Here is a 23,993-nt window from a genome sequence, read left to right as displayed (position 1 = left end):
GCTAATTGAATTGTGCGGATTCTATCACTACTGATCGAATTTTGCTCGATCAGCTCTCTCATTTAGGGCTTTTGCGGGTGATCTTATCAAGCATGCCCATTGCCACTGCTGAGATAACAAAGGTTAGATGAATGACAACGTACCAGAGCAGTTTATCGTTATCGATGTTGCTCGCATTCATAAAGACCTTAAGTAAGTGGATTGAAGAGATGGCAACAATGGAGGCGGCGACTTTGTTCTTCAGAGAGTTGGTATCGAGTGTGCCAAGCCATTCGAGCTTTTCTGTCGATTCACGAATATCGAGGCGCGAGACAAAGTTTTCATAGCTGGTAAACATGACCATGACGATCAATCCCGAGACTAACGCGATATCAATAAGAGAGAGAATGATCAAAATGAGATCAGCCTCTGGTAGAACCGTCACATCGGTCAGGACGTGTATCACTTCTTGGAAAAACTTAATGGCCAATGCGACCAGGGCTAAGCTAAGTCCTAAGTAAATGGGCGCTAAAATCCAGCGAGTTGAATACATCAAGCGCTCAATAAAACGTTCAGCCACGGTGCAATCCTTAATGAGTTAAATGGTGTCGTGTCGTGCGATCCGCTTCCGACGGAGTTGGCAGTTGAAGCGGTGCGTTCTTGGAACTCAACAGTTGAGCCGCTTCGCGCTGTTCACCCAGCTGTAGGTAGAGCTCGGTTAGTTCGATCAACGTCTGTGCCTGATGGTTGAGTTCGAGTGATTTTCTGTAGTGCGTTAACGCGGCTCCCCATAACTGAGCGCGACGAGATAGACGTGCCAGAACCAGTTCTACCGCCGCATTGTCAGGCTGCTGTTTTAACCAGCCTTTAGCCGTTTTGATCATGGAATCTGGATCATCACAGGGCAGTTCGCTGAAGCGAACCGCTAGATCGTTATCCCAGTGTTTAGCTAACCACTTAATGATCTGCGAGCAGGCATCTGCTGTTTCGTTTAGGGCGGTTAGCTGGCCAATGTAAGCGCGGCGAACTTCTGGATCTTGTTGTGCTTCGTAACTCAGATCTTCCCAACACTGATCTAGCGCAGTACGAGACGTCTCTTCTAGATTGTTCAATTTAGAGAGAGCGGCTGTGCGTCTTAAAGTTTGTATGTCGCTGCTGTTTAAAACCTTGCGCTTTTGCAGGCTCGGTAGCATTGGCAGTAGCGCGTTCCAATCGCGTTTCGCACTCAGCAACGCCGCTTTTTCACGATCTACAGCGGTTGAGTTTGAGCGCTCTTTTGCAAGTCTGCTGAGCAGTTCGCCAGCCCTCTCATGGTGACCTGATTTAACGTCAAAACGTACCTGCTCGAGTTGAAGGCGTAACTCTGACTCAGGTGACTCTTTAGCCGCTTTGATAAGAATGCGGTGCGCCTCTTTTTCATCCCCTTGCTCTGCCGCGCATCGAGCCGCTTCTAAATAGAATAGGGCAGGAGTTCGACTGAGTTCTGCAGCTTGGATAAACAGGCGGCGAGCTTTCCATAGGTCACCATCCAGTTCCGCTTCCAGCGCTTGATTGGATTTTGTGCCGGCTTTTCTATCACCGCGCGCTTCGCTCCAGCGGCGGAGCTTCTCGGCAGGTGAGCGCCAATTCGAGAATAGATTGAATAGCCAGTGGGTCAATGTGAACAGCAGAACCACCGCGATCAGAAGCACCCACAGACTGGTCTCAATGGAGACCTGTTGGTAGGCAATCAAGACATATCCACTGTCTTTCATCATGGCCTGCCCGACCCAAGCACCTACTAATAGCAGGAGTGAGAGTAGGATTAAAAAGCGTCTCATTACTCTGCCTCCCTGCGCAGGTTAGCCATCTCTTTTTGATGCTGCTGCAGAGCCTTCAATGATCCCGAGATGTCCGGAATCGTTGGCGACACATTCAAGGTTGTCAGTTCCGCTAGGGATTGGATTAGAACACTGGTTGTGTAGTTATCCTTATCAAAGTACTGCATCAACAGAGACTGCGCGCGTGACAAGCTGGTTGTGAATATAGACTGCTGTTGACGTAATAGCGCCAGTTGCGCCTGTTCTAACAACATCTGGATATTTTGGCGAAGGTAGTGACCTTGATCCGGTGATAGGATCGGCTCTACTGGTTGATCGTGTCGTTGAATAACGATCAGTGACTCAAGTTTGCTGATCGCTTTGGCAAAACCGCTGGTGATGTTCTGCTGTGTCTCGGCATCAACCTGTTCAGTAATAACATTGTCGATCAGCTCAGGCAGTTGGCGTTGTTGCTCTAAGGTGAGTGTGGGTAAGTCTTTACTACGCTCAATCAGTGCTGCAACTCGAAGGTAGGTACCTTCTATGTCCAAATTGGGTACTGATTCGAGTTTCGAGATATCACTGGCAAGGCTTTGGCGCAGTGGGTATAGGCTGACATCATCCAGCTCTTTAAGAATGGTGTCGGTACTGCGCAAGAGGGCCAGTGCACCTTCGGCGCGGTTCTCCATCAAGATGCGTTGGTTCGCTAAGCGTAATAGATACTCAGCCTCAGCTAGGCGCCAGTCACTCTCTGATCGTTCACGACCGGCTTCGACCTGTTTGATGGCATCACTTAGGCGTTCTTGTAGAGTGGCGATTTCGGCCGTTTGTGCCACTTTTTCTGCTTGGATCTGTTGGAAGCTCTCAGTCAGCTCGGCAACTGCTGCATTGGCATCATTGACCGCTGCAGTGGCTTCCAGCTGTTGAGCGGCACTGCGCTGATTAAAGCGCTCTTCGAGTTGGGTGAGTTTTTGCTGGGCCAGGTAACCGCCAGCACCCACCGCCCCAAGAGCAACCAGACTGATGATCGTAGCTAGGATTGCTGACGCGCTTTTTTTGGCTGGGCCAGTCTCTTTTACATCTGAGGTCTCTTTCAATTCGGAGCTATCTTCAGCCTGATCGCTGGCCGTCTCTTCTACCTTTGACTCTACAACTTCAGCTTCGAGAATCTCGGCATCTTCTACTTGATCGATTTGATTCTCTTTATCGGAGTGACTCATCGCTCTATTCCTTTATTGAAATCGCTGCTCTAAGGCCGCGATCATGGCACTGTCATCAGCACCGTCTGCGACTGTGATATCGGTAAAACCTAAGGTATTTCCCAGATCGGCAACACGCTGACTGGGAACAAAAATGGGTGTATCGGCAAACATGCCCCACTCATCGGCAAGCTTCGCTAAATGCTCTAACGCTTCGCCACTACTAATGAGTATAGCGCCTGGTGCCTGTTTAAAACATTCTGAAAGTTCAGCGTCACTGTATTCAGGCATTTGACGTTGATAGAGACTGATCGTTTCGACCTTTGCACCACGCTCGGCTAAGGTCTCTTCTAGGAGTGTTCTACCGCCTACGCCTTTGAATATTAGGATTCGTTCTCCTAAAGGTTGGGCAAATGCAGGCAGTGTTAACAGGGCTTCTGAATCGAGTCCTTCATTAGTGGCGGCATGAATCTCATAACTGGCCAGTTCATCAGACGTCCCTTTGCCGATGGCGTGCCACTGCACCCCAATAGGCAGTTGAGGCCAGAGTTGATCGAGTAGGTCAATGGCAATTCTGGCCGCATTTCGGCTGACAACGATGACGTGTTGATAGAGGTCGAGATCCAGTAGTTTGCTTTGCAGACCAGGGGTGGATGGGTTCTCTAGATCTTCAGGAATGATCTCTAGAAGCGGCAGTGGAATAGGCGTAAAGCCTCTCTCTTTCAGGGCAGACGTTAGCGCGCCCTGCATGGCTGCCGGGCGCGTGGTTAGTACGCTGGGTTTAGCCGCGCTCGGCATACACCTGCTCTAGAATCTCACCGGCACCTGCTGCAAGGAGCTTTTCAGCTAACTCAATTCCCAAGGCTTCGGCACTCTCTTTGTGACCGCGAATCTCATCGCGCAATACCAGTGTGCCATCAGGGCGACCGACTAGGCCGCGTAACCAGAGTTGATCGCCTTCCAGTTCGGCATAGCAACCGATTGGAACCTGACAGCCGCCCTCAAGGCGTTTGTTCATGGCGCGTTCGGCAATAACACGAGCAGCCGTTTCGTCGTGGTTCAGTGGTGCTAACAGAGCCTGAGTCTCTAGATCATCCATTCGACACTCGATGCCGACTGCGCCTTGGCCACCGGCGGGAAGACTCTCGGTAGAGTCGATTTGATGTTTAATGCGATCTTTCAGCTCAAGGCGAATCAGTCCGGCTGATGCTAGGATAATGGCGTCATATTCACCGGCATCGAGTTTTCCAAGGCGGGTTTGAACATTGCCACGCAAGGTTTTGATCTCTAAATCAGGACGGCGTTCACGCAGTTGCACCTCGCGACGAAGCGATGAGGTACCCACCACAGCCCCCTGCGGCAGTTCATCAAAATGGTTGTAAGTGTTGCTGACAAACGCATCGGTGGGTGTTTCGCGCTCACAGATGACAGACAATCCTAGACCTTCTGGAAACTCCATCGGTACATCTTTCATAGAATGCACGGCGATATCGGCACGCCCTTCCAGCATGGAGACTTCTAACTCTTTAACAAACAGGCCTTTACCACCGATTTTAGCGAGAGGGGTATCCAAAATCTTATCGCCGCGGGTCACCATAGTAACTAGCTCAACGTTAAGATCGGAATGTAGCTCTTCAAGACGGGCTTTTACGAATTCTGCTTGCCATAAAGCGAGTAAGCTTTGGCGAGTCGCAATGCGGAGTGTGCGTGACATGAAACTTCCAAATAGAGATCTTTTTTTCGAATTTTCTAAGTGTATCAGATGTCTCTACTAAATTGAGCGTCCGGACGGGTTATTAGATCGGCTGAGAGTGCTATAATCGCGCCACTATTTTATGCGGTGTCATCCACCGAGACAGTTTCAAGAGAGGTAAATGAGATGAGTGATCAAACGAACCAGCAGTGGGGTGGTCGTTTTAGTGAGGCAACCGATGCGTTTGTGGCTCGATTCACAGCCTCTGTTGATTTTGATCAGCGTCTCTATCGCCAAGACATTCAGGGCTCTATTGCGCATGCACGCATGCTGACCAAAGTGGGTGTTCTGACTGAAGATGAGCGCGATGCAATCATTAAAGGTCTGGGTGAGATTCGCATTGAGATTGAACGTGGTGAGTTCGAATGGTCTGTTGCACTGGAAGATGTGCACATGAACATTGAAGCGGCACTGACTAAGAAGATTGGCATTACCGGTAAAAAGCTGCATACCGGACGTTCGCGTAACGACCAAGTAGCGACCGATATCCGCCTCTACATGCGTGATGAGATTGACCAGATACTGTCTGAAATCACGCGTCTGCAAGCGGGTCTTTTGGATCTGGCTGAGCGCAATGCTGACACAATCATGCCTGGCTTCACTCACCTGCAAACGGCACAACCTGTTACCTTTGGTCACCACCTGTTGGCCTGGTACGAGATGCTTTGTCGTGATTACGAGCGTTTTGCGGATTGTCGTAAGCGTGTCAATGTGATGCCACTCGGTGCCGCGGCTTTGGCCGGTACGACCTACCCAATCGATCGTCACTACACTGCAGAGCTTCTAGATTTTACGATGCCAGCTCGCAACTCATTAGATGCTGTGTCAGATCGTGATTTCGCGATTGAATTCTGTGCTGCTTCAAGCGTGTTGCTGATGCACATGACTCGTATGTCAGAAGAGTTGGTGCTTTGGACCTCTGCACAGTTCAACTTTATCAATCTTCCAGATCGCTTCTGCACCGGCTCTTCAATCATGCCACAGAAGAAGAACCCAGACGTGCCTGAGCTGGTACGTGGTAAATCGGGCCGTGTTTACGGACATCTGATGTCGTTGCTGACGTTGATGAAGTCACAACCGCTGGCGTACAACAAAGACAACCAAGAGGATAAAGAGCCTTTGTTTGATGCTGTCGATACGGTTCAAGGCTGTCTGCGCGCGTTTGGTGATATGGTGCCTGCGATTGAGGCTCGTCCTGAAGAGATGCGCGAAGCGGCTCGCCGTGGTTTCTCTACCGCAACGGACTTGGCTGACTACCTAGTGCGTGCAGGTGTTGCCTTTCGTGATGCCCATGAAATCGTTGGGCTGTCGGTGGCTTATGGTATTAAAACAGGCAAAGATCTATCCGATATGACTCTTGAAGAGCTACGTCAGTTCTCAGATCAGATTCATGAAGATGTCTTCGAAGTGCTAACCCTCGAGGGCTCGGTGGCCGCTCGTGACCATATTGGCGGTACGGCACCTAACCAAGTTCGATTGGCGGTTGCGGCGGGTCGAAACGAGTTGGCGCAACGCGCTGAGTAATATTCGGCTATCCTAAGCAAAAAAAACTGCCAACGGGCAGTTTTTTGGTTTTAGGGGCTCGTTATGCAAAGGTGATGTCGACCATCAGATCGGATGCGATCTCCTCAAGAGCTGCTTGTACGCTGTCTAAATCAACACTTTTCGGTACTTGCAGTTCACCTTTGGCTTTAAACAACAGCTCAGATGACATTGAGCCGGGTGTCAGTTCGGTTTCTAAACTGGCGACGTTGACGCCCAGTAGCGACAAGGTATTAGAGATGTCACGAACGATACCCTGTTTGTCATGTCCAACCAGATCAAGCGTCACGGTTTCATACTCGGTTGCACTCTCTTGACTGTTGCTGACTTCACAAGAGACGCGAATGCCTTGCTCTTTTAGGTCATCTAATGCGCGAGTTAAACCGTCCAAGTTTGCGGCAGGTACATCAGCCACTACAACGCCCGCGAATTTACCCGCCAGTTGCGATAGACTGGATTCAGACCAGTTGCCTTGGTGCTCTGAGATGGCTGCAGAGATAAGGTTTACCAATCCTGGTTTATCATCAGCAATAAAGCTGAGCACTAAAGATTTCATTGTTGTCGCTCCACAGATAGGATGCTCTAAAGCATGATCGTTACTAGGTTTGACTCAAAGACTAGCACTTTGTTTGGCAAGAGTGCATAACTGATGGATATTTTTGCGGCCCTCTGGCCTGTCTTCGCACTTCTGTTGTTAGGTGTGTTGATCAATCGGATCCAGTTCGTTGATCACAACTTTTGGAACGGCGCAGAGAAGATTATCTACTATCTCTGCTTCCCGGCTCTGCTAGTGACACGGCTGGCCGCGGCTGACTTTAATGGCAGTGAATCTCTGGTGTTGATTGAAGCGGTGCTGCTACTTTTAGCGCTAGGCTCGCTGTTTTTACTCGCATTGCAGAGGCTTTTCAGATTCAGTGCGGCTTCGTTTACTTCGGTTTACCAAGGCGGACTGCGTTTTAACACCTACATCACACTGGCTATTGCTGCGAGCCTGATTCCCGGTAAGGGGTTAGTGATTGCGGCGATCATCGCCTCCGTCATGATCCCTCTGCTCAATCTACTCTGTGTGTTGGTGTTTGCCCTCTACAGCGATAAACGCCCCTCTGTTTTAACTGTGTTGAAACAGATACTGAGTAATCCCCTGATTCTTGCCTGTCTGCTGGGTTTGGCGCTGAACCTCTCTAAGTTGGGCATACCTTCTCTTGTTACACCGGTGTTGGAACTGTTGGCTCAGGTTGCCTTACCGCTAGGTCTGTTGGCGGTGGGTGCGGGGATCAATTTAAAGGCGATGCGATCTTCAGGGTTACCGCTGATGATGGGCGTTGCTGCTCGATTAATCGTTATGCCTCTACTGGCAGTGGCGGTTGGTGCGATGCTTCAACTCTCATCAGAGTCGCTGCTGATTTTTATGGTGTTTGCGTCGGTACCAACGGCTTCAGCGGCCTATATTCTTGCAAAACAGCTGAATGGAGATGCACCCTTAGTTGCAAATATTCTCTCTGCACAGACTCTGTTATCGATGCTGACATTGCCGGTGGCGCTATCCTTGCCGAGCCTGATTTTGTGAATTGATATTAATTTTGAAATTTTTTTGAACTTATTTTGAACTTTTTTCTGATGCTGAGGTCTTACTTAATAAGCCTCCTAGTTTCAGTTCAAAATATGAAAATGAAACAATCTCCAGACCTATTACTGCTACTCACGGTTACCTTAGTAACCGGAGTTGCAGTGACCGGGTTGATCCAATCGATCTAATCTCACTCTTTAAGCAATATAGCGTCCCTTGTCAGTCGCAATGCCGTGCATTGGAACGTCCCAAGGTTGTATCGGTAGCTTCTCAACCTTTTGCAGGTCGTGTGCCACGCCAATGAGTTTAGGGCCGTGCATGAACCCTTTTTTCTGTGTGAATTCGAAGGTTCGATCGTAGTAACCGCCCCCCATGCCCATGCGTCCACCTTGCTGATCAAATGCAACCAGCGGCATCAGTACTAGATCCACTGCCCAGGCAGGAGAGTGTGAGCGCTTTAATTTTGGCTCCCAAATCTTGTAGCGATTTTGGTTCATTGAGGTGTTGGGTTGATATTGAGTAAACCAGAGTCGATTGTGTCGAACCGGATGCAGTACCGGCAGGTAGACCGATTTCTTAAGTTTCCAACACAACTTGATGAGCGGTTGAAGATCGATTTCACCATCGTTAGCTAGGTAAACGGCAATGCGTTTAGCGCGATGAAAGTAGGGGGCTTTTCTTAGTTGGTGAACTAATGAGAGTGCAGCACGCTTCTGCTGTTTACTGGAGAGCGCACGACGTGCTCGACGTTTCTCAAGACGAATGGTTTTTCTATCTTCGATACTGAGCATAGAGAAAAGACCCCAGGATGCCGGTGGTGTTCTTGGCCCTGAACCCGAAGGTTCAGAGTGGATACGAGTATAGATATATTAGGCTTTCCGCACGCGGACATGCTCACAATACCTATTCCCCGCATCCGGGAAAATGATTATCGGCTCGAGGGACTTGAACAACTGTCGAACATCCCAGGGTTGAGTTAATTATAACCCTATGAAGCCGCTATTAAAGGGTTTAAGACCGGAAAAACTATGAAAATTTTGCAAGCGTCGCGTCGATCTTATCGATCAACTGCTTGGATTCATCGTTTGAGCTCGCTTCGGCTTTTGATGAGTTCAAATTGTCATAACTCAGGTTGAGAGCCGCCATCACTGCGATACGTTCCATGCCCAGTAGTTTGCCACTGCTAGAGATCTCACGCATTTTCTCGTCCAAGTTTTCTGCTGCAGCAATAAGGCCTGCCTCAGCACCGGCTGGGCAGCTAAGTGTGTACTCTTTATCAAGAAGGGCAACGGTCAGTGTGTTACTCATGAGCTTTTCTCCAAAACACGAAGGCGATTTAGCATCGATTCAACACGACTACGGGTGCCCTCATGTATTTTGAGTAGCTGAGCACGCTCCTCTTTCAACTTCAGGTTCTGTGTCTGTAAGTGACGATTCTGCTCATCCAACTTTTGTACCAACTCGATCAATTGATCCACTTTGGTGGCGAGCGTTGATGGGTTTACTTCTGACATTGACTGCCTCGAACGTTTTGAATTCCGACCATATTAGCAGGCAGTTGCATTGGGTCAATGTTCTGCATAGCTCCAAAGGCCGCAAAGTGCTAGGATCATCCCCAATAAATGCTCTTGAAAGCGGTCGTCTTAAACGCCCTCTGAATAGCATCTGAACCTTTATTTCTACCGTAATAAGTGAGAGTCGATGAGCGCGCCAGATTTTGATCAACTAGCCAATTTAATGATTGAAGAGGGGGCTATCGCCTTTTCACCCTCTGAGTTACATGGCGCGATCGTTGGGCAGCTCACCGCCGCTAAACGTTTTGATAAAGCGAGTCTTGAGGCGTTTTGTGTCACTCAAATGGATATCACTCGTATCGCTCTTGAGAGCAGCAGCGAAAAGTTGATGGCACTCTACACCCAGATTTTAGAACAGCTGGAATCATCCGCTTTTGAGTTGGCCATTTTACTACCGGATGATGAGCAACCTCTGGCTGAGCGTGCAGAGCAGTTAGGCCTTTGGGTGACTGGGTTCCTAGCAGGTTTTGGCATGGCGATTGGCGATCAAGGGCAACATCTCTCTAATGATGCGCAAGATGGTCTTAAAGATCTGGTGCAAATTGCGCAAATTGAGGCGGACGGCCAGGCCGAAGAGGACGAGAATCTCCTGATGGAGGTGGAAGAGTACGTTCGTATGGCTGCCATGCTGCTATTTAGTGAATGTAATAAAGCGGAGTCTACTGAGTCTGATAAACCGGTAATGCACTGATGAAAATTGATCTCTCAATCTACAAAGAGCGTCGAGCTAAACTGCTCTCTGAGTTACCTGACAATTCGGTCATGATTATCGCTGCGGCCTCTTTGGTCAGCCGCAACGCCGACGCTGAGTTTCCGTTTAGGCAGTCGAGTGATTTCTACTACCTTACGGGATTTAATGAACCGGATGGTTTGTTGCTGCTTAAGCCAAGTTCAGATCAGCCGGTGGTACTCTTCTGTCAGCCACGTGATCCTGAAATGGAGATCTGGACTGGTTACCGAGCAGGTCCAGAGGGTTGCATTGAGACCTTTGGCGCGGATGCTGCATACAATCTTTCAGAGATTGATCAACAGCTTCCCAGCCTAATCGATGGCGTTGATCAGCTGTTCTACCCGTTAGCACGCGATGCTGCATTGGACTCCCGGGTAAAAGGTTGGATTCAGGATCTGGCTAAACGTGTTCGAGCGGGCGCTGAAGTTCCCAAGGCTTTGAGTGATTCAGATCCTATTTTGCATGAGATGCGTCTGTTTAAATCCGATGCTGAGATCGCCATCATGCAGCGAGCGGCCGATATCTCTGCAGAGGCTCATGTTAAAGCGATGCAGCAGTGCCGGGTTGGCATGAATGAGTACCAACTGGAAGCGATTATTCAGAGACACTGCATGGCTGAGGGTGCTCGTTTTCAAGCTTACACGCCTATTGTGGCGGCAGGGAAAAATGCCTGTATTCTTCACTATATCGACAACGATCAGCCCATTAATGAGGGTGATCTCATTCTGATAGATGCAGGTTGTGAATTGGATAACTATGCCAGTGACATTACCCGGACTTTCCCTGCTAACGGCCAGTTCAGCGAAGAGCAGCGTGCCATCTATCAGTTGGTCTTAGACGCCAACAAAGCCTGCATTGACGCGGTCAAACCGGGTTGTAATTGGGACTCTCTGCATCAGTTGTCTGTCGAAATATTGACTAAAGGGTTGGTTGAGCTCGGTTTGCTGTCGGGTGAGGTGGATCAGTTAATTGAATCGGGCGCTTATCGTCGATTCTATATGCACCGCATTGGGCACTGGTTAGGTATGGATGTTCATGATGTTGGCTCCTACCGTGTCGAGGGTGAGTGGCGAGAGCTTTCGCCTGGCATTGTTACGACCATTGAGCCGGGTCTCTACATCGCCCCCGATGATCACACCGTCGAAGAGCGCTGGCGCGGCATCGGTGTTCGCATCGAAGATGATGTTTTGGTAACAGAAGAGGGTGCGCGAGTTTTAACCTCTGCAGTACCCAAAGAGATTGATGAGATAGAGGCATTGATGCGCCGTGCATGAATCGCAGTTTGATCTAATCATTTGTGGTGGTGGCATGGTGGGCGCCAGTTTAGTCGCTGCGTTAACACCTTCTGCCAAATCCTTAGGTCTTAAGATCGCTCTTGTTGAGCAGAGCCCTATGCAGGCTAAGCCCAATCCTCAGTTTCAGCCCAGCTTTGATGCACGCTCTACCGCATTGGCTTATGGATCCCGAACCGCCTTTGAGTCTATGGGTGTGTGGGAGCTTCTCTATGAACACCTGACTCCCATCGATCGGATCCATGTTTCTGACCGAGGACGCTGGGGTCAAACGACCATGAGTGCTGAGCAGGAGCGCGTCGACGCACTGGGCTATGTTGTCGAGAACCACTGGTTAGGTCAGGTGTTAATGAGCTCGGTACTGGCCGCGCGCGATCAGGTCGAACTCTATTCGCCGGCAACCGTTGAATCGGTTGAGTGGGTGGAGGGTCAGCGTCATGTAGTGATAGATCAAGATGGTGAGTCGATAACCTTAACAGCACCACTGGTGGTCATGGCGGATGGTGGACGTTCTGAGCTGAGACAACGTATGGGTATTGAGTATCGCCAGACCCCCTATCATCAGCATGCATTGATTGCCAACGTCGAAATTGATCGCCCTCATGATGGCATCGCCTATGAACGTTTTACCGAAAATGGCCCCATTGCACTGCTTCCGATCGAGGATCACGAAGGGCGCCATCGAATGGGGTTGGTGTGGACGCTGTCTGACGATCAGGTCAATTCCCGCATGGGGCAGATCGATCAGCAATTTTTGGCCGATCTTCAACAAGCCTTTGGATATCGTGCCGGTCGCTTGATTGGAGTGGGTGAGCGATTCTCCTACCCACTGCATTTAACCTTGGCTGATGAGCAGGTTCGCCGTGGTTTGGTGGTTCTTGGTAATGCCGCTCATGCTCTGCACCCCATTGCAGGTCAGGGGTTCAACCTAGCCTTGCGCGGTGTTTGTGAGTTAGCGGAGCGGATTATTCTGGCCAAGCAAGCGGGCCAAGATATTGGTGCATTAGCCATGTTGGAGGAGTTCATTGACGGGCGCCGAAAAGATCAAAGTCGTACGATCGGGTTTGGCGACTCTGCATTGAAAATCTTTAGCTCTACTAATCCTGCCCTCCGTTTGGGTCGAAGCTTGGCATTGCAAACCCTCGACTTGATTCCATCGGCGCGCACTCTATTGGCGAGGGCTGCGATGGGTTTGGATACTCCTGCAGCGAGGTTAAAGTCCAATGACTGATAAAAATGCTATTCGCTCAGTGGACGTTGCCATTGCTGGCGCAGGTATGACTGGCTTGGCTGCTGCGATTCAACTGGCGGATCTTGGTTTGAAGGTTGAGGTGTTGGATCAGTTTGGTATGGATCTGTCGACCATTGATGATCAGGCTGCTCAACTCATGCAGGGGGCTTTTGATTCTCGTGTGAGTGCTCTCACACTGGCCTCTGTCGAGTTACTGAAATCCTTGGGGGCTTGGTCGCATATTCTTAGCTGGCGAGCAGAACCCTATGAGAAAATGCATGTCTGGGACGGTGAAACGCGTGGCGAGGTCGATTTTGACTGTTTTGATATTCACGAGAAGCAGTTGGGCTTTATCGTAGAGAATCGCCTGGTTGTTTTAGGTCTATTAAAAGCGGCACTTGACCGTGCAAATCTTAAGCTCAATTTCGCCTCACGTATTAAAACACTGGGGCGATTCCAAGAGTCTAGTCGACTCATAGAGCTCGAAGATGGTGATCTTTTATCTGCACAGCTTGTGGTAGGTGCTGACGGTGCCCACTCAAATACACGTAAGCAGTTGGGTCTGGCTACTCATGAGTGGGACTATGGTCAGCACGCTGTCGTCGCAACGCTTGAGATGACTCGGCCTCATCAACACACCTGTTGGCAGCGGTTTACAGAGGATGGCCCTCTTGCACTGCTCCCTCTTAAGACCGCAAGCGCTCATCATGTCTCGTTGGTCTGGTCGACCTCGCCTAAACATGCAGCAGAACTATTAGAGATGGATCAGGATGCCTTTTGTGCAGCCGTCAGCTTTGGTTCGCGTGATGTGTTGGGCCGAGTGGCGTCGGCAACTGGTATTCAAAAGGTTCCGTTAAGACAGCGTCACGCCAAGCACTATGCTGTTGAGGGAGGAGTACTGATCGGCGATGCTGCACACACGATCCACCCGCTTGCAGGGCAGGGTGTCAATTTAGGTTTTTTGGACAGCGCTGCGCTCAACGACGTGATTGCTCAGGCACAGATGCGTCGTGAGCCGATCGGTGATGCGAAGGTGTTAAAGCGTTATGAGCGTTCAAGGCAGATGAGTAACCTGCGCATGAGCGCGGTGATGGAAGGGTTTAGGCGTCTATTTGCTCCACAACCAGCTCCGATCGAATGGGCGCGCAGTGTTGGTATGCGTCTTTTCAATCGCGTTGAGCCAATTAAGCAGCACATTATGTCAGAAGCGATGGGCCTTTCCGGCGATCTACCGACTCGGATGCGACGAGCAGCGTCGGCAAGCGTTGATCAAAGATTGAACTAAACCCATTTTAGGGTAAACTTCTTGTCCCTTTTTGAAACTCCGCAGAGAGGCGGAGTTTATTGATTGAATAACAGGACTGTAAATGGGACACAAAACTCCACTCTATGAGTTGCACGCATCAATGGGCGGTAAGCTTGTCGATTTCGGCGGTTGGGATATGCCATTGCACTATGGTTCTCAGCTAGAAGAGCACAATATCGTGCGCCAAGATGCAGGTATGTTCGATGTGTCGCACATGACCATTGTTGACGTATCAGGTCAGGAATCACGTAAGTATCTTCAATATCTTGTGGCTAATGATGTCGCGCGTTTAGAAGTTAAAGGTAAGGCGCTCTATACAGCCATGCTCAATGAGCAGGGCGGCATTATCGATGATCTTATTATCTACTTGATGACTGATAAGAGCTCTTCTAACGAGTGGTACCGCTTGGTGGTTAACTGTGCGACGCGTGAGAAAGATTTGGCCTGGATGGCGGATCGAGCGATCGGTTTTGATGTGACGTTAAATGAGCAACCTGAGTTGGCCATGGTCGCTGTGCAGGGTCCTAAGGCGCGTGCAAAAGTCGCTGCGCTTCTTGGTGGATCGCGTGAGCAGGCCATTAACGAACTATCGGTCTTCCAAGGGTTTGAGTCGGAAGGGTGGTTTATTGCCCGCACCGGTTATACCGGCGAAGATGGCCTTGAGATCATGGTGCCTGATGATGAAGTTGCTCAGTTTTGGTCTGCACTGGCTGAAGCGGGTGTCGCACCTTGTGGCTTAGGTGCGCGTGATACGCTTCGCCTGGAGGCGGGTATGAATCTATACGGCAGCGATATGACCGATTCTGTGACTCCGTTAGAGTCCGGCATTGCATGGTCGGTGGCGTTTGAACCATCTGATCGACAGTTTGTCGGTCGTGAGGTTCTTGATCAGCAAAAAGCGAATGGCGGCTACGATAAGTTAGTGGGCTTGGTGCTTGAAACAAGAGGTGTCTTAAGAGGGCATCAGCGTGTTATTGTTGACGGTGTTGGTGAGGGTGAAATTACCAGTGGTACATTCTCCCCAACCTTAGGCTTCTCGGTCGCTCTGGCTCGAGTGCCTGCCGGTACTGGTGCTGCTGCGAAAGTTGAAATGCGTGGAAAAGAGATCGACGTTCGAGTCGTCCGTCCGCCTTTCGTCCGCAACGGCAAAAAAGTTTTTGAATAATCAGATCAGGTGATAAAAGATGAGTAACGTTCCTGGCGAATTGAAGTATGTAAGCAGCCACGAGTGGATCCGTGTTGAGGGTGATGGCACTGTAACGATTGGTGTTACAGACCACGCGCAAGAAGCACTGGGCGATGTGGTATTTGTTGAGTTGCCTGACATCGATGCAGAGGTGTCTGCTGGTGATGACGCAGGTGTGGTTGAGTCTGTAAAAGCAGCATCTGATATCTATGCACCGGTTAGCGGTGTTGTCGTTGCGGTTAACGATGATCTTGAAGATGCACCAGAGATGGTTAACAGCGACCCTTATGGTGATGGCTGGTTCTTCAAACTTAAACTGACTGATGAGAGTGAATTGGATGACCTTCTAAGCGCTGACGAATACTCAGCTGCTTGCGAAGAAGAGTAATCTGATCTGACTAAAACCCCGGTTGGCTTGAAAGTTTCAATGCCAACCGGGGTATTTTTATTTTTGGTAATCGCTAGATGAAAGCAAAATCTTTAGTTCTACAGCAGGGTGCAGATCGCCGTCTTCGTGGCGGACACGTCTGGATCTACAGCAATGAGGTGGACAATAAAGCCTCACCCCTGAAAAATTTTGAGGTGGGAGAGCAGGTCCAGGTTGTAGATTCCCAAGGTCGCCCAAGAGGCAGTGCGATTATCAACCCCAATACCTTGATCTGTGGTCGTCTGTTTAGTCGTGATCCAGAGCAAGAGCTCGATCGCTCGCTGATTGTGCACCGTCTCAACATCGCACTGTCTTTGCGCGAGATGAGTTTTGATCAGCCCTGCTACCGCTTAGTGTATGGCGATTCGGACGGTCTACCTGGCCTAGTGATCGATCGATACTACGATATCTTTGTGATACAGATTTCGACGGCAGGGATGGAGAAGGTTCAGCATCATGTGATTGATGCCTTGAACAAGGTCTTTATGCCGGCCGCCATTGTGTTGCGTAATGACGGTAAGTTCCGTGAAACCGAAGGTCTTGAGGCCTACGTTGAGGTGGTTCAAGGTGAAGTCGGCGATCTGTCACCACTGTCTGAAAATGGCGTTAACCTAGTTGCACCCCTGTTGACGGGGCAAAAAACAGGTTGGTTCTACGATCACCGTGAAAACCGAGCACGTATGCAGACGATGGTGAAGGGTAAAAAGGTCCTTGATCTGTTCAGTTATGTGGGTGGCTGGGGTGCTCAAGCACTGGCTGCCGGCGCGTCTGAAGTGGCCTGTGTTGATGCGTCTGCAGGCGCACTGGAAGTGGCTGAAGAGAATGCGCGTCTACAAAATGCTCTGCCGAAATTTAGAGCTCTGCAAGGCGATGCCTTCGATATCTGTAAAACACTGGTAGCTGATAAAGAGCGCTTTGATGTGGTGATCGTCGATCCACCTGCCTTTATTATGCGCAAAAAAGACATTCGTAATGGTGAGCGTGCTTATGCACGTATCAACAACTTTGCGATGCGTCTGCTGAAGCGTGGTGGTGTGTTGGTATCGGCATCATGCTCAATGCACCTGCAGACAGACCGTCTAGTCGATACGCTACGGACCAACAGTCGTGAGCTGGATCGTCAGGGGCAAATTTTCGCACAGGGCTATCAGGGAGCGGATCACCCTATTCACCCAGCGATTCCTGAAACTGAGTATCTGAAAGCTTATTTCATGCGCTTATTGGCGAATGAGTGATCAGAATTTATGGAAGAGAAAAACGGAGCCCTAGCTCCGTTTTTTTGTGCCAGATCATTTGATTGATTATCTCTTAAGTCTGAGTGTGGAAAAAATTGGATTTTGAACCATAATGAAAGTGTGACTCTAATCAATAGGAGAGAGTAATGTTTTCCCAGAAACTGGTTTCAGATCTAATGGATGCTTCGGTCGTGCCTCTGCAAGAGTCTGCCTCTTTGGAGGTGGCGGTTGCCCACCTTGTTGATTCTAACTACCCGGGTCTGCCCGTTGTTAACACTGAGGGCAAAATTTCAGGATTCTTGTCAGAGCATGACTGCCTGCGCTACCTCATCTCAAGTAGCTACTATCTTGATGATCGCACCTGTGTCAGCGATATCATGTATCGCCAACCACTGACGGTCTCTCCTAAAGAGACGCTGTTGCAGCTGGCTGAGCGCATGGAAGGTGGTAAGCCTAAGGTTTACCCAGTCTGTGAAGAGGGTAAGTTGCTTGGAATAGTAACCCGTAAAAATGTGATGCGTGCACTTAATGACACGCTGGCGAATACCAAAAAATCCGCTTAAAACAGTTGCGTAGGATTAGCGGCGAAGATCAAGGATCGGCCAGCCGCGCTGCTGAGCTTCAGCTGTTAGTCGTTCGTCTGGGTTAACGGCTACGGCGCGTTCTACCTGCTCAAGCAGAGGTAGATCGTTGATTGAATCGCTGTAGAAGTGGCTGCCAGAGAGGTTGGCGTTGTGCTCTTTGAGCCACTCGTTGAGTCGGGTAACTTTGCCAGATTGGAAGCAGGGTGTGCCCGCTATTTTTCCTGTGTATGCACCATTGAGCTGTTCTGGCTCAGTGGCAAGAAACTCATCTACCTCTAAGCGTTTAGCAATGGGTCCTGTGACAAAGCTGTTGGTCGCGGTGATGATCATCAGCCTATCTCCCGCGGCGCGGTGTGTTGCTAAGAGCTCTTCAGCCTTAGGCAGGATGATCGGCTCAATAACCTCGGACATGAATTCGTTGTGCCACTGATCTAGTTGAGCTTTGCTGTGCTCTGTCAGTGGTTTTAACGCAAACTCGAGAAATTCGTTGATATCCATCGTACCCGCTTTGTACTGTTCAAAAAAGCGATCATTTGCGGCTCGGTAGGCGGTCTCATCAACAATGCCTTTTTGACACAAAAACTCCCCCCATGCGTGATCACTGTCGCCGTTGAGTAGGGTGTTATCCAGATCAAAAATAGCCAAGGGTTTCATAAGGTTCTCGTGTTTAGGATTCGCTGCAGAGAATACGGGTGTCTGAGCTGACTGGCAAGACACTGTGAATAGTCTATTTCTTAAAAGTTGGTACTGTGGAACAATAGGACCATAAGTTAAAGTTTTTTAAGGAAAACAAAGTGATCGATTCAGATGGGTTTAGACCGAATGTAGGTATCATTTTGGTTAACTCGCTGGGTCAAGTTCTGTGGGCGCGTCGTTGTGGTCAAGATGCGTGGCAGTTTCCACAAGGTGGAATCAATGCGGATGAGACCGCTGAACAAGCCATGTATCGTGAACTCCATGAAGAGATCGGCCTAACGAAAAAGGATGTGGAGATCCTCGGCGTTACCCGTGGTTGGTTAAGGTATCGTCTGCCAAAACGCATGATTCGTCGTAATCAGTTTCCACTCTGTATAGGTCAAAAACAGAAGTGGTTTATGTTGCGCATGTTGAGTCGTGACGAGGCAGTGAAAATCGACTGTTCGGACACCCCAGAATTTGATGGTTGGCGATGGGTGAGTTATTGGTACCCAGTAGGGCAAGTCGTCTCATTTAAAAAAGAGGTTTATCGTAAAGCGATGCGGGAGTTATCTCCTCGTTTGACACGTATCGTTAAACGCTAGACACACAATGTCTAAAAGGAGTCGCACATGAGCATGCTCGCTCGATTGCGTCAGATTGTGCAGGAAGTAGGCAGTGAGTCCGATCTTGAGTCGGTACTCTCCCTTACTGTGCGTCGCATTCGTGAGACAATGTCGACTGAAGTGTGCTCCATCTACCTAACCGATACGCAAACGAATCGTTATGTGCTTCGTGCCACCGAGGGTTTGAATCAGGACGCGGTGGGTAAAGTCTCTCTATCGTCGACTGAGGGTATCGTGGGTTTAGTCGGTTCTCGTGCAGAACCGATCAACCTTGAAGATGCCTTCACTCACCCTTCGTTTGTCTATCTACAATCGACCGGTGAGGAACGCTTCCACGCCTTCCTTGGTGTGCCGATTATCCATCAGCGTAAAGTGCACGGTGTGTTGGTTGTTCAGCAGCGGGAAGTTCGACGCTTTGATGAGTCTGAAGAGGCTTTCATGGTTACTCTGTCGGCTCAGCTCGCTGGCGTGATTGCCCATGCCGAGGCCACCGGCTCCATTCTTGATGTTTTTGCTGCCGCTAAACAGGATGATGAGCCTGTCACGGCGAAGCGTTTTGTCGGTATCGCTGGCGCACCCGGTGTCGCTATCGGTAATGTCTATGTGGCAACGCTCTCTGCAGATCTACGCAGTGTGCCTGACAAGCCGGCCAATGATATCCAGGCAGAACTGCAAGATTTCGAACACGCCCTGGTTCAAGTGCGGGAAGATATTCAGAAGGTCTCTGACTCTCTAGCGACGCGCCTGAGAACAGAGGAGCAGGCGCTCTTCGAAGTCTACCTCCGCATGTTGGATGACAATGCCATTCCAAGTGAAGTGCGAGCTAAGATTGAGGCAGGAAACTGGGCTCAGGGTGCGCTTCGGGAAGTTATTCAAGCTCATGTTAGGCAGTTCTCCGATATGGAGGACCCCTACTTGCGCGAGCGGGCAACTGACATTCGTGACTTAGGTCGTCGTCTGCTCTCGGCAATGCAACAAGAGGGGGCTGAACGGGTTCCTGATTTCCCAGATAACACGGTTTTGATTGCCGATGACCTTTCGCCGGCTATGCTCGGTTTGGTGCCTGAAGATAAGTTGGTCGGTATGGTGTCTGTGACCGGCTCTGGCTCCTCACATGCCGCCATATTGGCTCGTTCAATGGGTATTCCAACGCTGATGGGTGTGGTTGAGCTGCCCTATACCAAGCTTGATGGTCGTCAGGTTATTGTCGATGGCTACTCAGGCAGGATCTACGTTGACCCGACAGATGATCTGTTAGAAGCCTACAGCTCTATTCTCAAAGAGGAGCGAGCGATTGAGGCTAACCTGGATCAACTTCGCGACCTTCCCGCTGAGACACAAGATGGTTTCAATCAGACGTTATGGGTTAATACCGGTCTGACGGCAGATGTGGAGCGTGCGGTTAAACGCGGTGCTGAAGGTATCGGACTCTATCGTACAGAAATTCCGTTTATGATTAGGGATACTTTTCCTTCTGAACTAGAGCAAGCGGACAGTTACCGTCGTCAACTGGAAGCCTTTGCCCCCAAACCTGTAACCATGCGCACCCTAGATATTGGTGGTGATAAGGCGTTGCCCTATTTCCCAATTGAGGAAGAGAACCCATTCCTTGGTTGGCGAGGCATTCGTGTCACCTTAGATCATCCCGAGATCTTCCTTGTTCAGGTGCGTGCTATGTTGCGGGCATCTGAGGGGCTCAATAACTTAAGGATCATGCTGCCAATGATCAGCAGTGTTCAAGAGGTGGAAGCGGCGCTGGAGCAGATTAATCAGGCGTTCAACGAGTTGTTGGAGGAGGGGTTGGATCTTCAGAAGCCTGAGATTGGCGTCATGATTGAAGTGCCCGCTGCGGTCTATCAAATTGGCCGTTTTGCGCCTTTGATCGATTTTGTCTCAGTCGGTTCTAATGATTTGACTCAGTATCTGCTCGCAGTTGATCGCAATAATCCGCGTGTTGCTGATCTCTACACCACCTATCACCCATCGGTGTTGCAGGCACTGCAGTTGATTGCTAATGAGGCGCACAAATACCAGAAACAGGTCTCTATCTGTGGTGAGATGGCGGCCGATCCCGGCGGTGCGTTGCTGTTGATGGCGATGGGTTATGACGTGCTTTCAATGAACTCGACCAACTTACCTAAAGTTAAGTTGGCGATTCGCAGTGTTGAATATAAAGATGCAGCGTTGCTTTTAGGGCAGGTGATGAAAATGGATGAGTCTTCAGATATTCACCTATTGCTTCGTGAAACGCTTCAAAACGCGGGTCTGACACAGTTGACGCGTCCCGTTCTTCCAGGAAACGATTAGATGATAGAGACATTAATTACCTACCTAGTTCTAGGTTCGGTGGCTGGCGTTGTGGCTGGGCTCTTTGGTATTGGTGGCGGTCTTTTGATCGTCCCCGTTCTTATCTTTAGCTTTACGGCTCAGGCGATGCCAGAGGTCGTTGTGACCCACGCTGCAGTAGCGACTTCACTTGCAACCATTGTGGTTACCTCGATCAGTTCGGTACTGGCGCATAATAAACGCGGTGCGGTTCGCTTTGATCAGTTTAAGCCGCTCGCTGTCGGTGTTGCCGTTGGTGCTATGGTCGGTGTTTGGATCGCTGATCAGTTAAGTGGTGATAATCTTCAAATCATCTTTGGAGTTTTTGCCTGTATGGTCGCAGTGCAGATGGCTTTCGATTTGAAGCCGCGTCAGGGTAAAAGCACGCCTGAAAACTTAGAGTTGGGTGTTGCGGGTTCAGTCATTGGTGGAGCCTCCTCTATTTTTGGTATTGGCGGTGGTACCTTGACGGTGCCCTACTTGACCGCTCGAGGCAGTGAGATGCGTGAAGCAGTCGGCACTTCAGCCGCAGTCGGTTTGCCCATCGCGCTGTTCAGTGCTCTGGCTTATATCTGGGCCGGCCAAGATGCGGCGGGTATGCCTGCCTATAGTGTTGGCTACATCTATCTGCCAGCCTTTGTGGGCATTGCGATTGCCAGTTCACAGTTTGCTCGAGTCGGTGCGAAATTGGCGCACTCTCTGCCACAAAAACACCTGAAAAAGATCTTTGCCATCTTCTTAATGGTCATTGGTGTTCGTTTCTTGCTGATTAACTTGATGGGGTTGGCGTGATCTGGACTCATGATATTGACCCAGTTGCGGTCGGCTTTGGTGCGCTTCAAATTCATTGGTACGGCATTATGTACCTGCTCGCATTCGGTTCGGCCTATTGGTTGGGTACTGTTCAAGCAAAGCGAACCGGTCTATGGAGCGAAAAGCAGCTTTCTGATCTGATTTTTTATGGTGCTCTAGGTGTCATTCTTGGTGGCCGAGTCGGTTATGTCCTTTTCTACCACTTTGACTACTTCTTAGAAAATCCCCTCTGGTTATTCCATGTTTGGGAAGGGGGGATGTCCTTCCATGGTGGTCTGTTAGGGGTGGTTGCTGTCATTCTCTGGTTCTCTAAAAGTCAGGGTAAATCGCTTTTCGAGATCGGTGATTTTGTCGCCCCGCTCGTGCCTTTAGGTTTGGCTGCTGGCAGGATGGGTAACTTCATCGGTGGTGAGTTGTGGGGGCGTGCCACTGATCAGACCTGGGGTGTGATCTTTCCACGTGCCAACGACCTGTTAGCTAGACACCCTTCGCAGCTTTATGAGGCGCTGCTCGAAGGTATTGTTCTGTTCTCAATTGTCTGGATCTACTCAATGAAACCGCGCAAGTTGGGGTCGGTTTCAGGGCTCTTTTTGTTAGGTTACGGCCTTGCTCGTAGCGCTGTAGAGTTCTTTAGGGAGCCGGATGCGCATCTTGGCTTTATTGGGTTTGATGTTTTAACAATGGGTCAGTTACTCTCTCTACCCATGATTTTGATTGGGCTTTATCTGCTTATGCGCCCAGTTGCGTCGAAAAATTAATCTAAGGTTATTGGATGAAACAGTATTTAGAGTTGTGCCAACGCATCATTGATGAAGGCGTCTGGGTGGGTAATGAGCGCACCGGTAAGCGTTGTTTAACAGTGATTGATGCCAATCTTGAATATGATGTCGCGGGCAATCAGTTCCCGCTCGTCACAACGCGCAAGAGTTTTTACAAAGCGGCTATTGCTGAGCTATTGGGTTACCTACGTGGATACGATAGTGCGGCTCAGTTTCGTGATATTGGCTGTAATACGTGGAATGCTAACGCAAACGAGAATGGTGCTTGGTTGAATAATCCTGCTCGTAAAGGTGAGGATGACATGGGGCGTGTTTACGGAGTGCAGGGTCGTCAGTGGATGGCGTCCGATGGCAGCGTCACCGATCAGCTTAAGAAGATTGTTGATAACCTCTCTAAAGGGATCGATGATCGCGGCGAAATCCTGACCTTCTACAACCCGGGTGAGTTTCATCTTGGTTGTCTGCGTCCTTGTATGCATACCCACACCTTTTCGCTATTGGGTGATCAGCTCTTTTTAACATCCTATCAGCGCAGTTGTGATGTGCCGCTGGGCCTCAATTTTAATCAGGTTCAGGTCTATGTGTTGTTGGCGTTGATGGCCCAGATAACCGGTCATAAACCAGGTAAGGCGTATCATAAGATCGTCAATGCGCACATCTATGAAGATCAGTTGGAGTTGATGCGTGACGTGCAGCTTAAGCGCGAACCTTTCCCTAGCCCGCAGTTAAAGATCAATCCCGATATTAAATCGCTTGAGGATATCGAAACCTGGGTGACAACGGATGACTTTGAAGTGGTTGGCTATCAGTACCATGACGCCATTCAATACCCATTTTCTGTATAAGTAGGAGAGGTTATGAGATTAGCTTTAATCGTCGCTCAGGGTTTAAATCGCGTTATTGGTAATGACAATAAACTGCCTTGGTACCTACCTGAAGATCTGCGTTATTTCAAAGAGGTGACCATGGGTAAGCCCATTATCATGGGTCGCAATACCTTTGAGTCGATTGGCAAGCCTCTGCCAGGTCGTTTGAATATCGTCATTACACGAGATTCGAATTGGAGTGCTGAAGGTGTCAAAATCGTGGCAAGCCTAGAAGAGGCTATCGAGGTCGGTGAGGCACAGGCTATGATCGATGGGGTAGAGGAGGCTGTCATTATTGGTGGTGCTCAGATCTATGCACAATCGCTACCTCTTGTTGATCGTCTCTACCTGACACAGGTAGAGGCTGAACCCGAGGGTGATGCTCATTTTCCTGAAATTGACTACGGCCAGTGGCAAGAGTTGGGTCGTCAATCTTTTCCTGCCGGCGATCAGCCGAACCGCTACCCCTACGCATTCATCGTCTACGACCGCAGCGAGGCGTAAC

At 49.7% G+C, this 23,993-nt stretch carries 26 protein-coding genes and 1 other RNA gene; 16 read left to right on the top strand and 11 right to left on the bottom strand.

Annotation, left to right across the window (positions count from 1 at the left end):
- Nucleotides 1–58 precede the first annotated feature (58 nt).
- From XMA152_RS01825 to hemC, 5 genes are read right to left on the bottom strand one after another with little or no spacing between them, the layout of a single operon-like run.
- On the bottom strand, nt 59–559 hold the full coding sequence (locus tag XMA152_RS01825) for a TIGR00645 family protein (protein WP_173481764.1): 501 nt from the start codon (nt 557–559) through the stop codon (nt 59–61).
- A gap of 10 nt (nt 560–569) precedes the next feature.
- Nucleotides 570–1,799, bottom strand: a complete 1,230-nt coding sequence (locus XMA152_RS01820; protein WP_173481765.1) for a heme biosynthesis HemY N-terminal domain-containing protein — start codon at nt 1,797–1,799, stop codon at nt 570–572.
- A complete protein-coding gene (locus XMA152_RS01815; protein WP_173482548.1) occupies nt 1,799–2,998 on the bottom strand; it encodes a uroporphyrinogen-III C-methyltransferase in 1,200 nt (399 codons plus the stop codon). The genes XMA152_RS01820 and XMA152_RS01815 overlap by 1 nt, the downstream gene beginning before the upstream one ends.
- 12 nt (nt 2,999–3,010) lie before the next feature.
- A complete protein-coding gene (locus XMA152_RS01810; RefSeq protein WP_173481767.1) occupies nt 3,011–3,775 on the bottom strand; it encodes a uroporphyrinogen-III synthase in 765 nt (254 codons plus the stop codon).
- Nucleotides 3,759–4,691 (bottom strand): hydroxymethylbilane synthase, encoded by a 933-nt coding sequence (gene hemC / locus XMA152_RS01805; protein ID WP_173481768.1) that lies wholly within the window; start codon nt 4,689–4,691, stop codon nt 3,759–3,761. The genes XMA152_RS01810 and hemC overlap by 17 nt, the downstream gene beginning before the upstream one ends.
- A gap of 165 nt (nt 4,692–4,856) precedes the next feature.
- On the opposite strand from hemC, the gene argH reads away from it, so the two are divergent.
- The gene (gene argH / locus XMA152_RS01800) at nt 4,857–6,254 is read left to right on the top strand and encodes an argininosuccinate lyase (RefSeq protein WP_173481769.1); all 1,398 of its coding nucleotides are present in this window, start codon (nt 4,857–4,859) and stop codon (nt 6,252–6,254) included.
- A gap of 61 nt (nt 6,255–6,315) precedes the next feature.
- Here argH and XMA152_RS01795 read toward each other — a convergent pair whose 3' ends face one another.
- Nucleotides 6,316–6,828, bottom strand: a complete 513-nt coding sequence (locus XMA152_RS01795) for a glycine cleavage system protein R (RefSeq protein ID WP_173482547.1) — start codon at nt 6,826–6,828, stop codon at nt 6,316–6,318.
- A 93-nt stretch (nt 6,829–6,921) separates the two neighbouring features.
- Here XMA152_RS01795 and XMA152_RS01790 point away from each other — a divergent pair, with 93 nt between their 5' ends.
- Nucleotides 6,922–7,839, top strand: a complete 918-nt coding sequence (locus tag XMA152_RS01790; protein ID WP_173482546.1) for an AEC family transporter — start codon at nt 6,922–6,924, stop codon at nt 7,837–7,839.
- 197 nt (nt 7,840–8,036) lie between these two features.
- On the opposite strand, the gene XMA152_RS01785 is transcribed toward XMA152_RS01790, so the two are convergent.
- The 4 genes from XMA152_RS01785 to XMA152_RS01770 form a co-directional block, all read right to left on the bottom strand.
- Nucleotides 8,037–8,630, bottom strand: coding sequence for a 5-formyltetrahydrofolate cyclo-ligase (locus XMA152_RS01785; RefSeq protein WP_173482545.1), 594 nt, complete (start codon nt 8,628–8,630; stop codon nt 8,037–8,039).
- 5 nt (nt 8,631–8,635) lie between these two features.
- Nucleotides 8,636–8,814, bottom strand: a non-coding RNA gene (gene ssrS, locus XMA152_RS01780) — 6S RNA.
- A gap of 51 nt (nt 8,815–8,865) precedes the next feature.
- A complete protein-coding gene (locus XMA152_RS01775; protein WP_173482544.1) occupies nt 8,866–9,147 on the bottom strand; it encodes a cell division protein ZapA in 282 nt (93 codons plus the stop codon).
- On the bottom strand, nt 9,144–9,353 hold the full coding sequence (locus tag XMA152_RS01770) for a TIGR02449 family protein (protein WP_173482543.1): 210 nt from the start codon (nt 9,351–9,353) through the stop codon (nt 9,144–9,146). Before XMA152_RS01770 ends, XMA152_RS01775 begins: the two co-directional genes overlap by 4 nt.
- A gap of 187 nt (nt 9,354–9,540) precedes the next feature.
- Between XMA152_RS01770 and XMA152_RS01765 the strand changes: the two genes are divergently transcribed.
- From XMA152_RS01765 to XMA152_RS01730, 8 genes are all read left to right on the top strand, one after another.
- Nucleotides 9,541–10,104 (top strand): UPF0149 family protein, encoded by a 564-nt coding sequence (locus XMA152_RS01765; protein ID WP_173481775.1) that lies wholly within the window; start codon nt 9,541–9,543, stop codon nt 10,102–10,104.
- Nucleotides 10,104–11,417, top strand: coding sequence for a Xaa-Pro aminopeptidase (gene pepP, locus XMA152_RS01760; protein ID WP_173482542.1), 1,314 nt, complete (start codon nt 10,104–10,106; stop codon nt 11,415–11,417). The genes XMA152_RS01765 and pepP overlap by 1 nt, the downstream gene beginning before the upstream one ends.
- The gene (gene ubiH / locus XMA152_RS01755) at nt 11,410–12,666 is read left to right on the top strand and encodes a 2-octaprenyl-6-methoxyphenyl hydroxylase (protein ID WP_371731530.1); all 1,257 of its coding nucleotides are present in this window, start codon (nt 11,410–11,412) and stop codon (nt 12,664–12,666) included. The genes pepP and ubiH overlap by 8 nt, the downstream gene beginning before the upstream one ends.
- The gene (locus XMA152_RS01750; protein WP_173482541.1) at nt 12,659–13,951 is read left to right on the top strand and encodes a UbiH/UbiF/VisC/COQ6 family ubiquinone biosynthesis hydroxylase; all 1,293 of its coding nucleotides are present in this window, start codon (nt 12,659–12,661) and stop codon (nt 13,949–13,951) included. Before ubiH ends, XMA152_RS01750 begins: the two co-directional genes overlap by 8 nt.
- Before the next feature lie 82 nt (nt 13,952–14,033).
- Nucleotides 14,034–15,137: a glycine cleavage system aminomethyltransferase GcvT gene (gene gcvT / locus XMA152_RS01745; RefSeq protein ID WP_173482540.1), complete on the top strand. Its 1,104-nt coding sequence runs from the start codon at nt 14,034–14,036 to the stop codon at nt 15,135–15,137.
- 19 nt (nt 15,138–15,156) lie between these two features.
- Complete coding sequence (gcvH, locus tag XMA152_RS01740; RefSeq protein WP_173481779.1) at nt 15,157–15,546, top strand: glycine cleavage system protein GcvH; 390 nt, start codon at nt 15,157–15,159, stop codon at nt 15,544–15,546.
- Nucleotides 15,547–15,623: 77 nt separating this feature from the next.
- Nucleotides 15,624–16,820, top strand: coding sequence for a class I SAM-dependent rRNA methyltransferase (locus XMA152_RS01735; RefSeq protein ID WP_173482539.1), 1,197 nt, complete (start codon nt 15,624–15,626; stop codon nt 16,818–16,820).
- A 146-nt stretch (nt 16,821–16,966) separates the two neighbouring features.
- Complete coding sequence (locus XMA152_RS01730; RefSeq protein ID WP_173481781.1) at nt 16,967–17,383, top strand: CBS domain-containing protein; 417 nt, start codon at nt 16,967–16,969, stop codon at nt 17,381–17,383.
- A gap of 15 nt (nt 17,384–17,398) precedes the next feature.
- On the opposite strand, the gene XMA152_RS01725 is transcribed toward XMA152_RS01730, so the two are convergent.
- Nucleotides 17,399–18,058: an HAD family phosphatase gene (locus XMA152_RS01725; RefSeq protein WP_173481815.1), complete on the bottom strand. Its 660-nt coding sequence runs from the start codon at nt 18,056–18,058 to the stop codon at nt 17,399–17,401.
- A 140-nt stretch (nt 18,059–18,198) separates the two neighbouring features.
- Between XMA152_RS01725 and rppH the strand changes: the two genes are divergently transcribed.
- From rppH to XMA152_RS01695, 6 genes are read left to right on the top strand one after another with little or no spacing between them, the layout of a single operon-like run.
- The gene (rppH, locus tag XMA152_RS01720; protein ID WP_173481782.1) at nt 18,199–18,684 is read left to right on the top strand and encodes an RNA pyrophosphohydrolase; all 486 of its coding nucleotides are present in this window, start codon (nt 18,199–18,201) and stop codon (nt 18,682–18,684) included.
- Between the two features lie 33 nt (nt 18,685–18,717).
- The gene (ptsP, locus tag XMA152_RS01715; RefSeq protein ID WP_173482654.1) at nt 18,718–21,012 is read left to right on the top strand and encodes a phosphoenolpyruvate--protein phosphotransferase; all 2,295 of its coding nucleotides are present in this window, start codon (nt 18,718–18,720) and stop codon (nt 21,010–21,012) included.
- Nucleotides 21,013–21,822, top strand: coding sequence for a sulfite exporter TauE/SafE family protein (locus XMA152_RS01710; RefSeq protein WP_173481783.1), 810 nt, complete (start codon nt 21,013–21,015; stop codon nt 21,820–21,822).
- Nucleotides 21,822–22,601 (top strand): prolipoprotein diacylglyceryl transferase, encoded by a 780-nt coding sequence (lgt, locus tag XMA152_RS01705; RefSeq protein ID WP_173481817.1) that lies wholly within the window; start codon nt 21,822–21,824, stop codon nt 22,599–22,601. Before XMA152_RS01710 ends, lgt begins: the two co-directional genes overlap by 1 nt.
- 14 nt (nt 22,602–22,615) lie before the next feature.
- Nucleotides 22,616–23,467: a thymidylate synthase gene (locus XMA152_RS01700; RefSeq protein WP_173481784.1), complete on the top strand. Its 852-nt coding sequence runs from the start codon at nt 22,616–22,618 to the stop codon at nt 23,465–23,467.
- A 12-nt stretch (nt 23,468–23,479) separates the two neighbouring features.
- Nucleotides 23,480–23,992 carry a dihydrofolate reductase gene (locus XMA152_RS01695; RefSeq protein ID WP_173482538.1) on the top strand — a complete coding sequence of 171 codons (513 nt, stop codon included), beginning with the start codon at nt 23,480–23,482 and terminating at the stop codon, nt 23,990–23,992.
- Nucleotide 23,993 lies beyond the last annotated feature (1 nt).

The organism is Marinobacterium sp. xm-a-152, from assembly GCF_013282965.1.
In the GTDB taxonomy this organism is placed as follows: domain Bacteria; phylum Pseudomonadota; class Gammaproteobacteria; order Pseudomonadales; family Balneatricaceae; genus Marinobacterium_E.
This window is presented reverse-complemented; position numbering and strand designations above follow the sequence as displayed.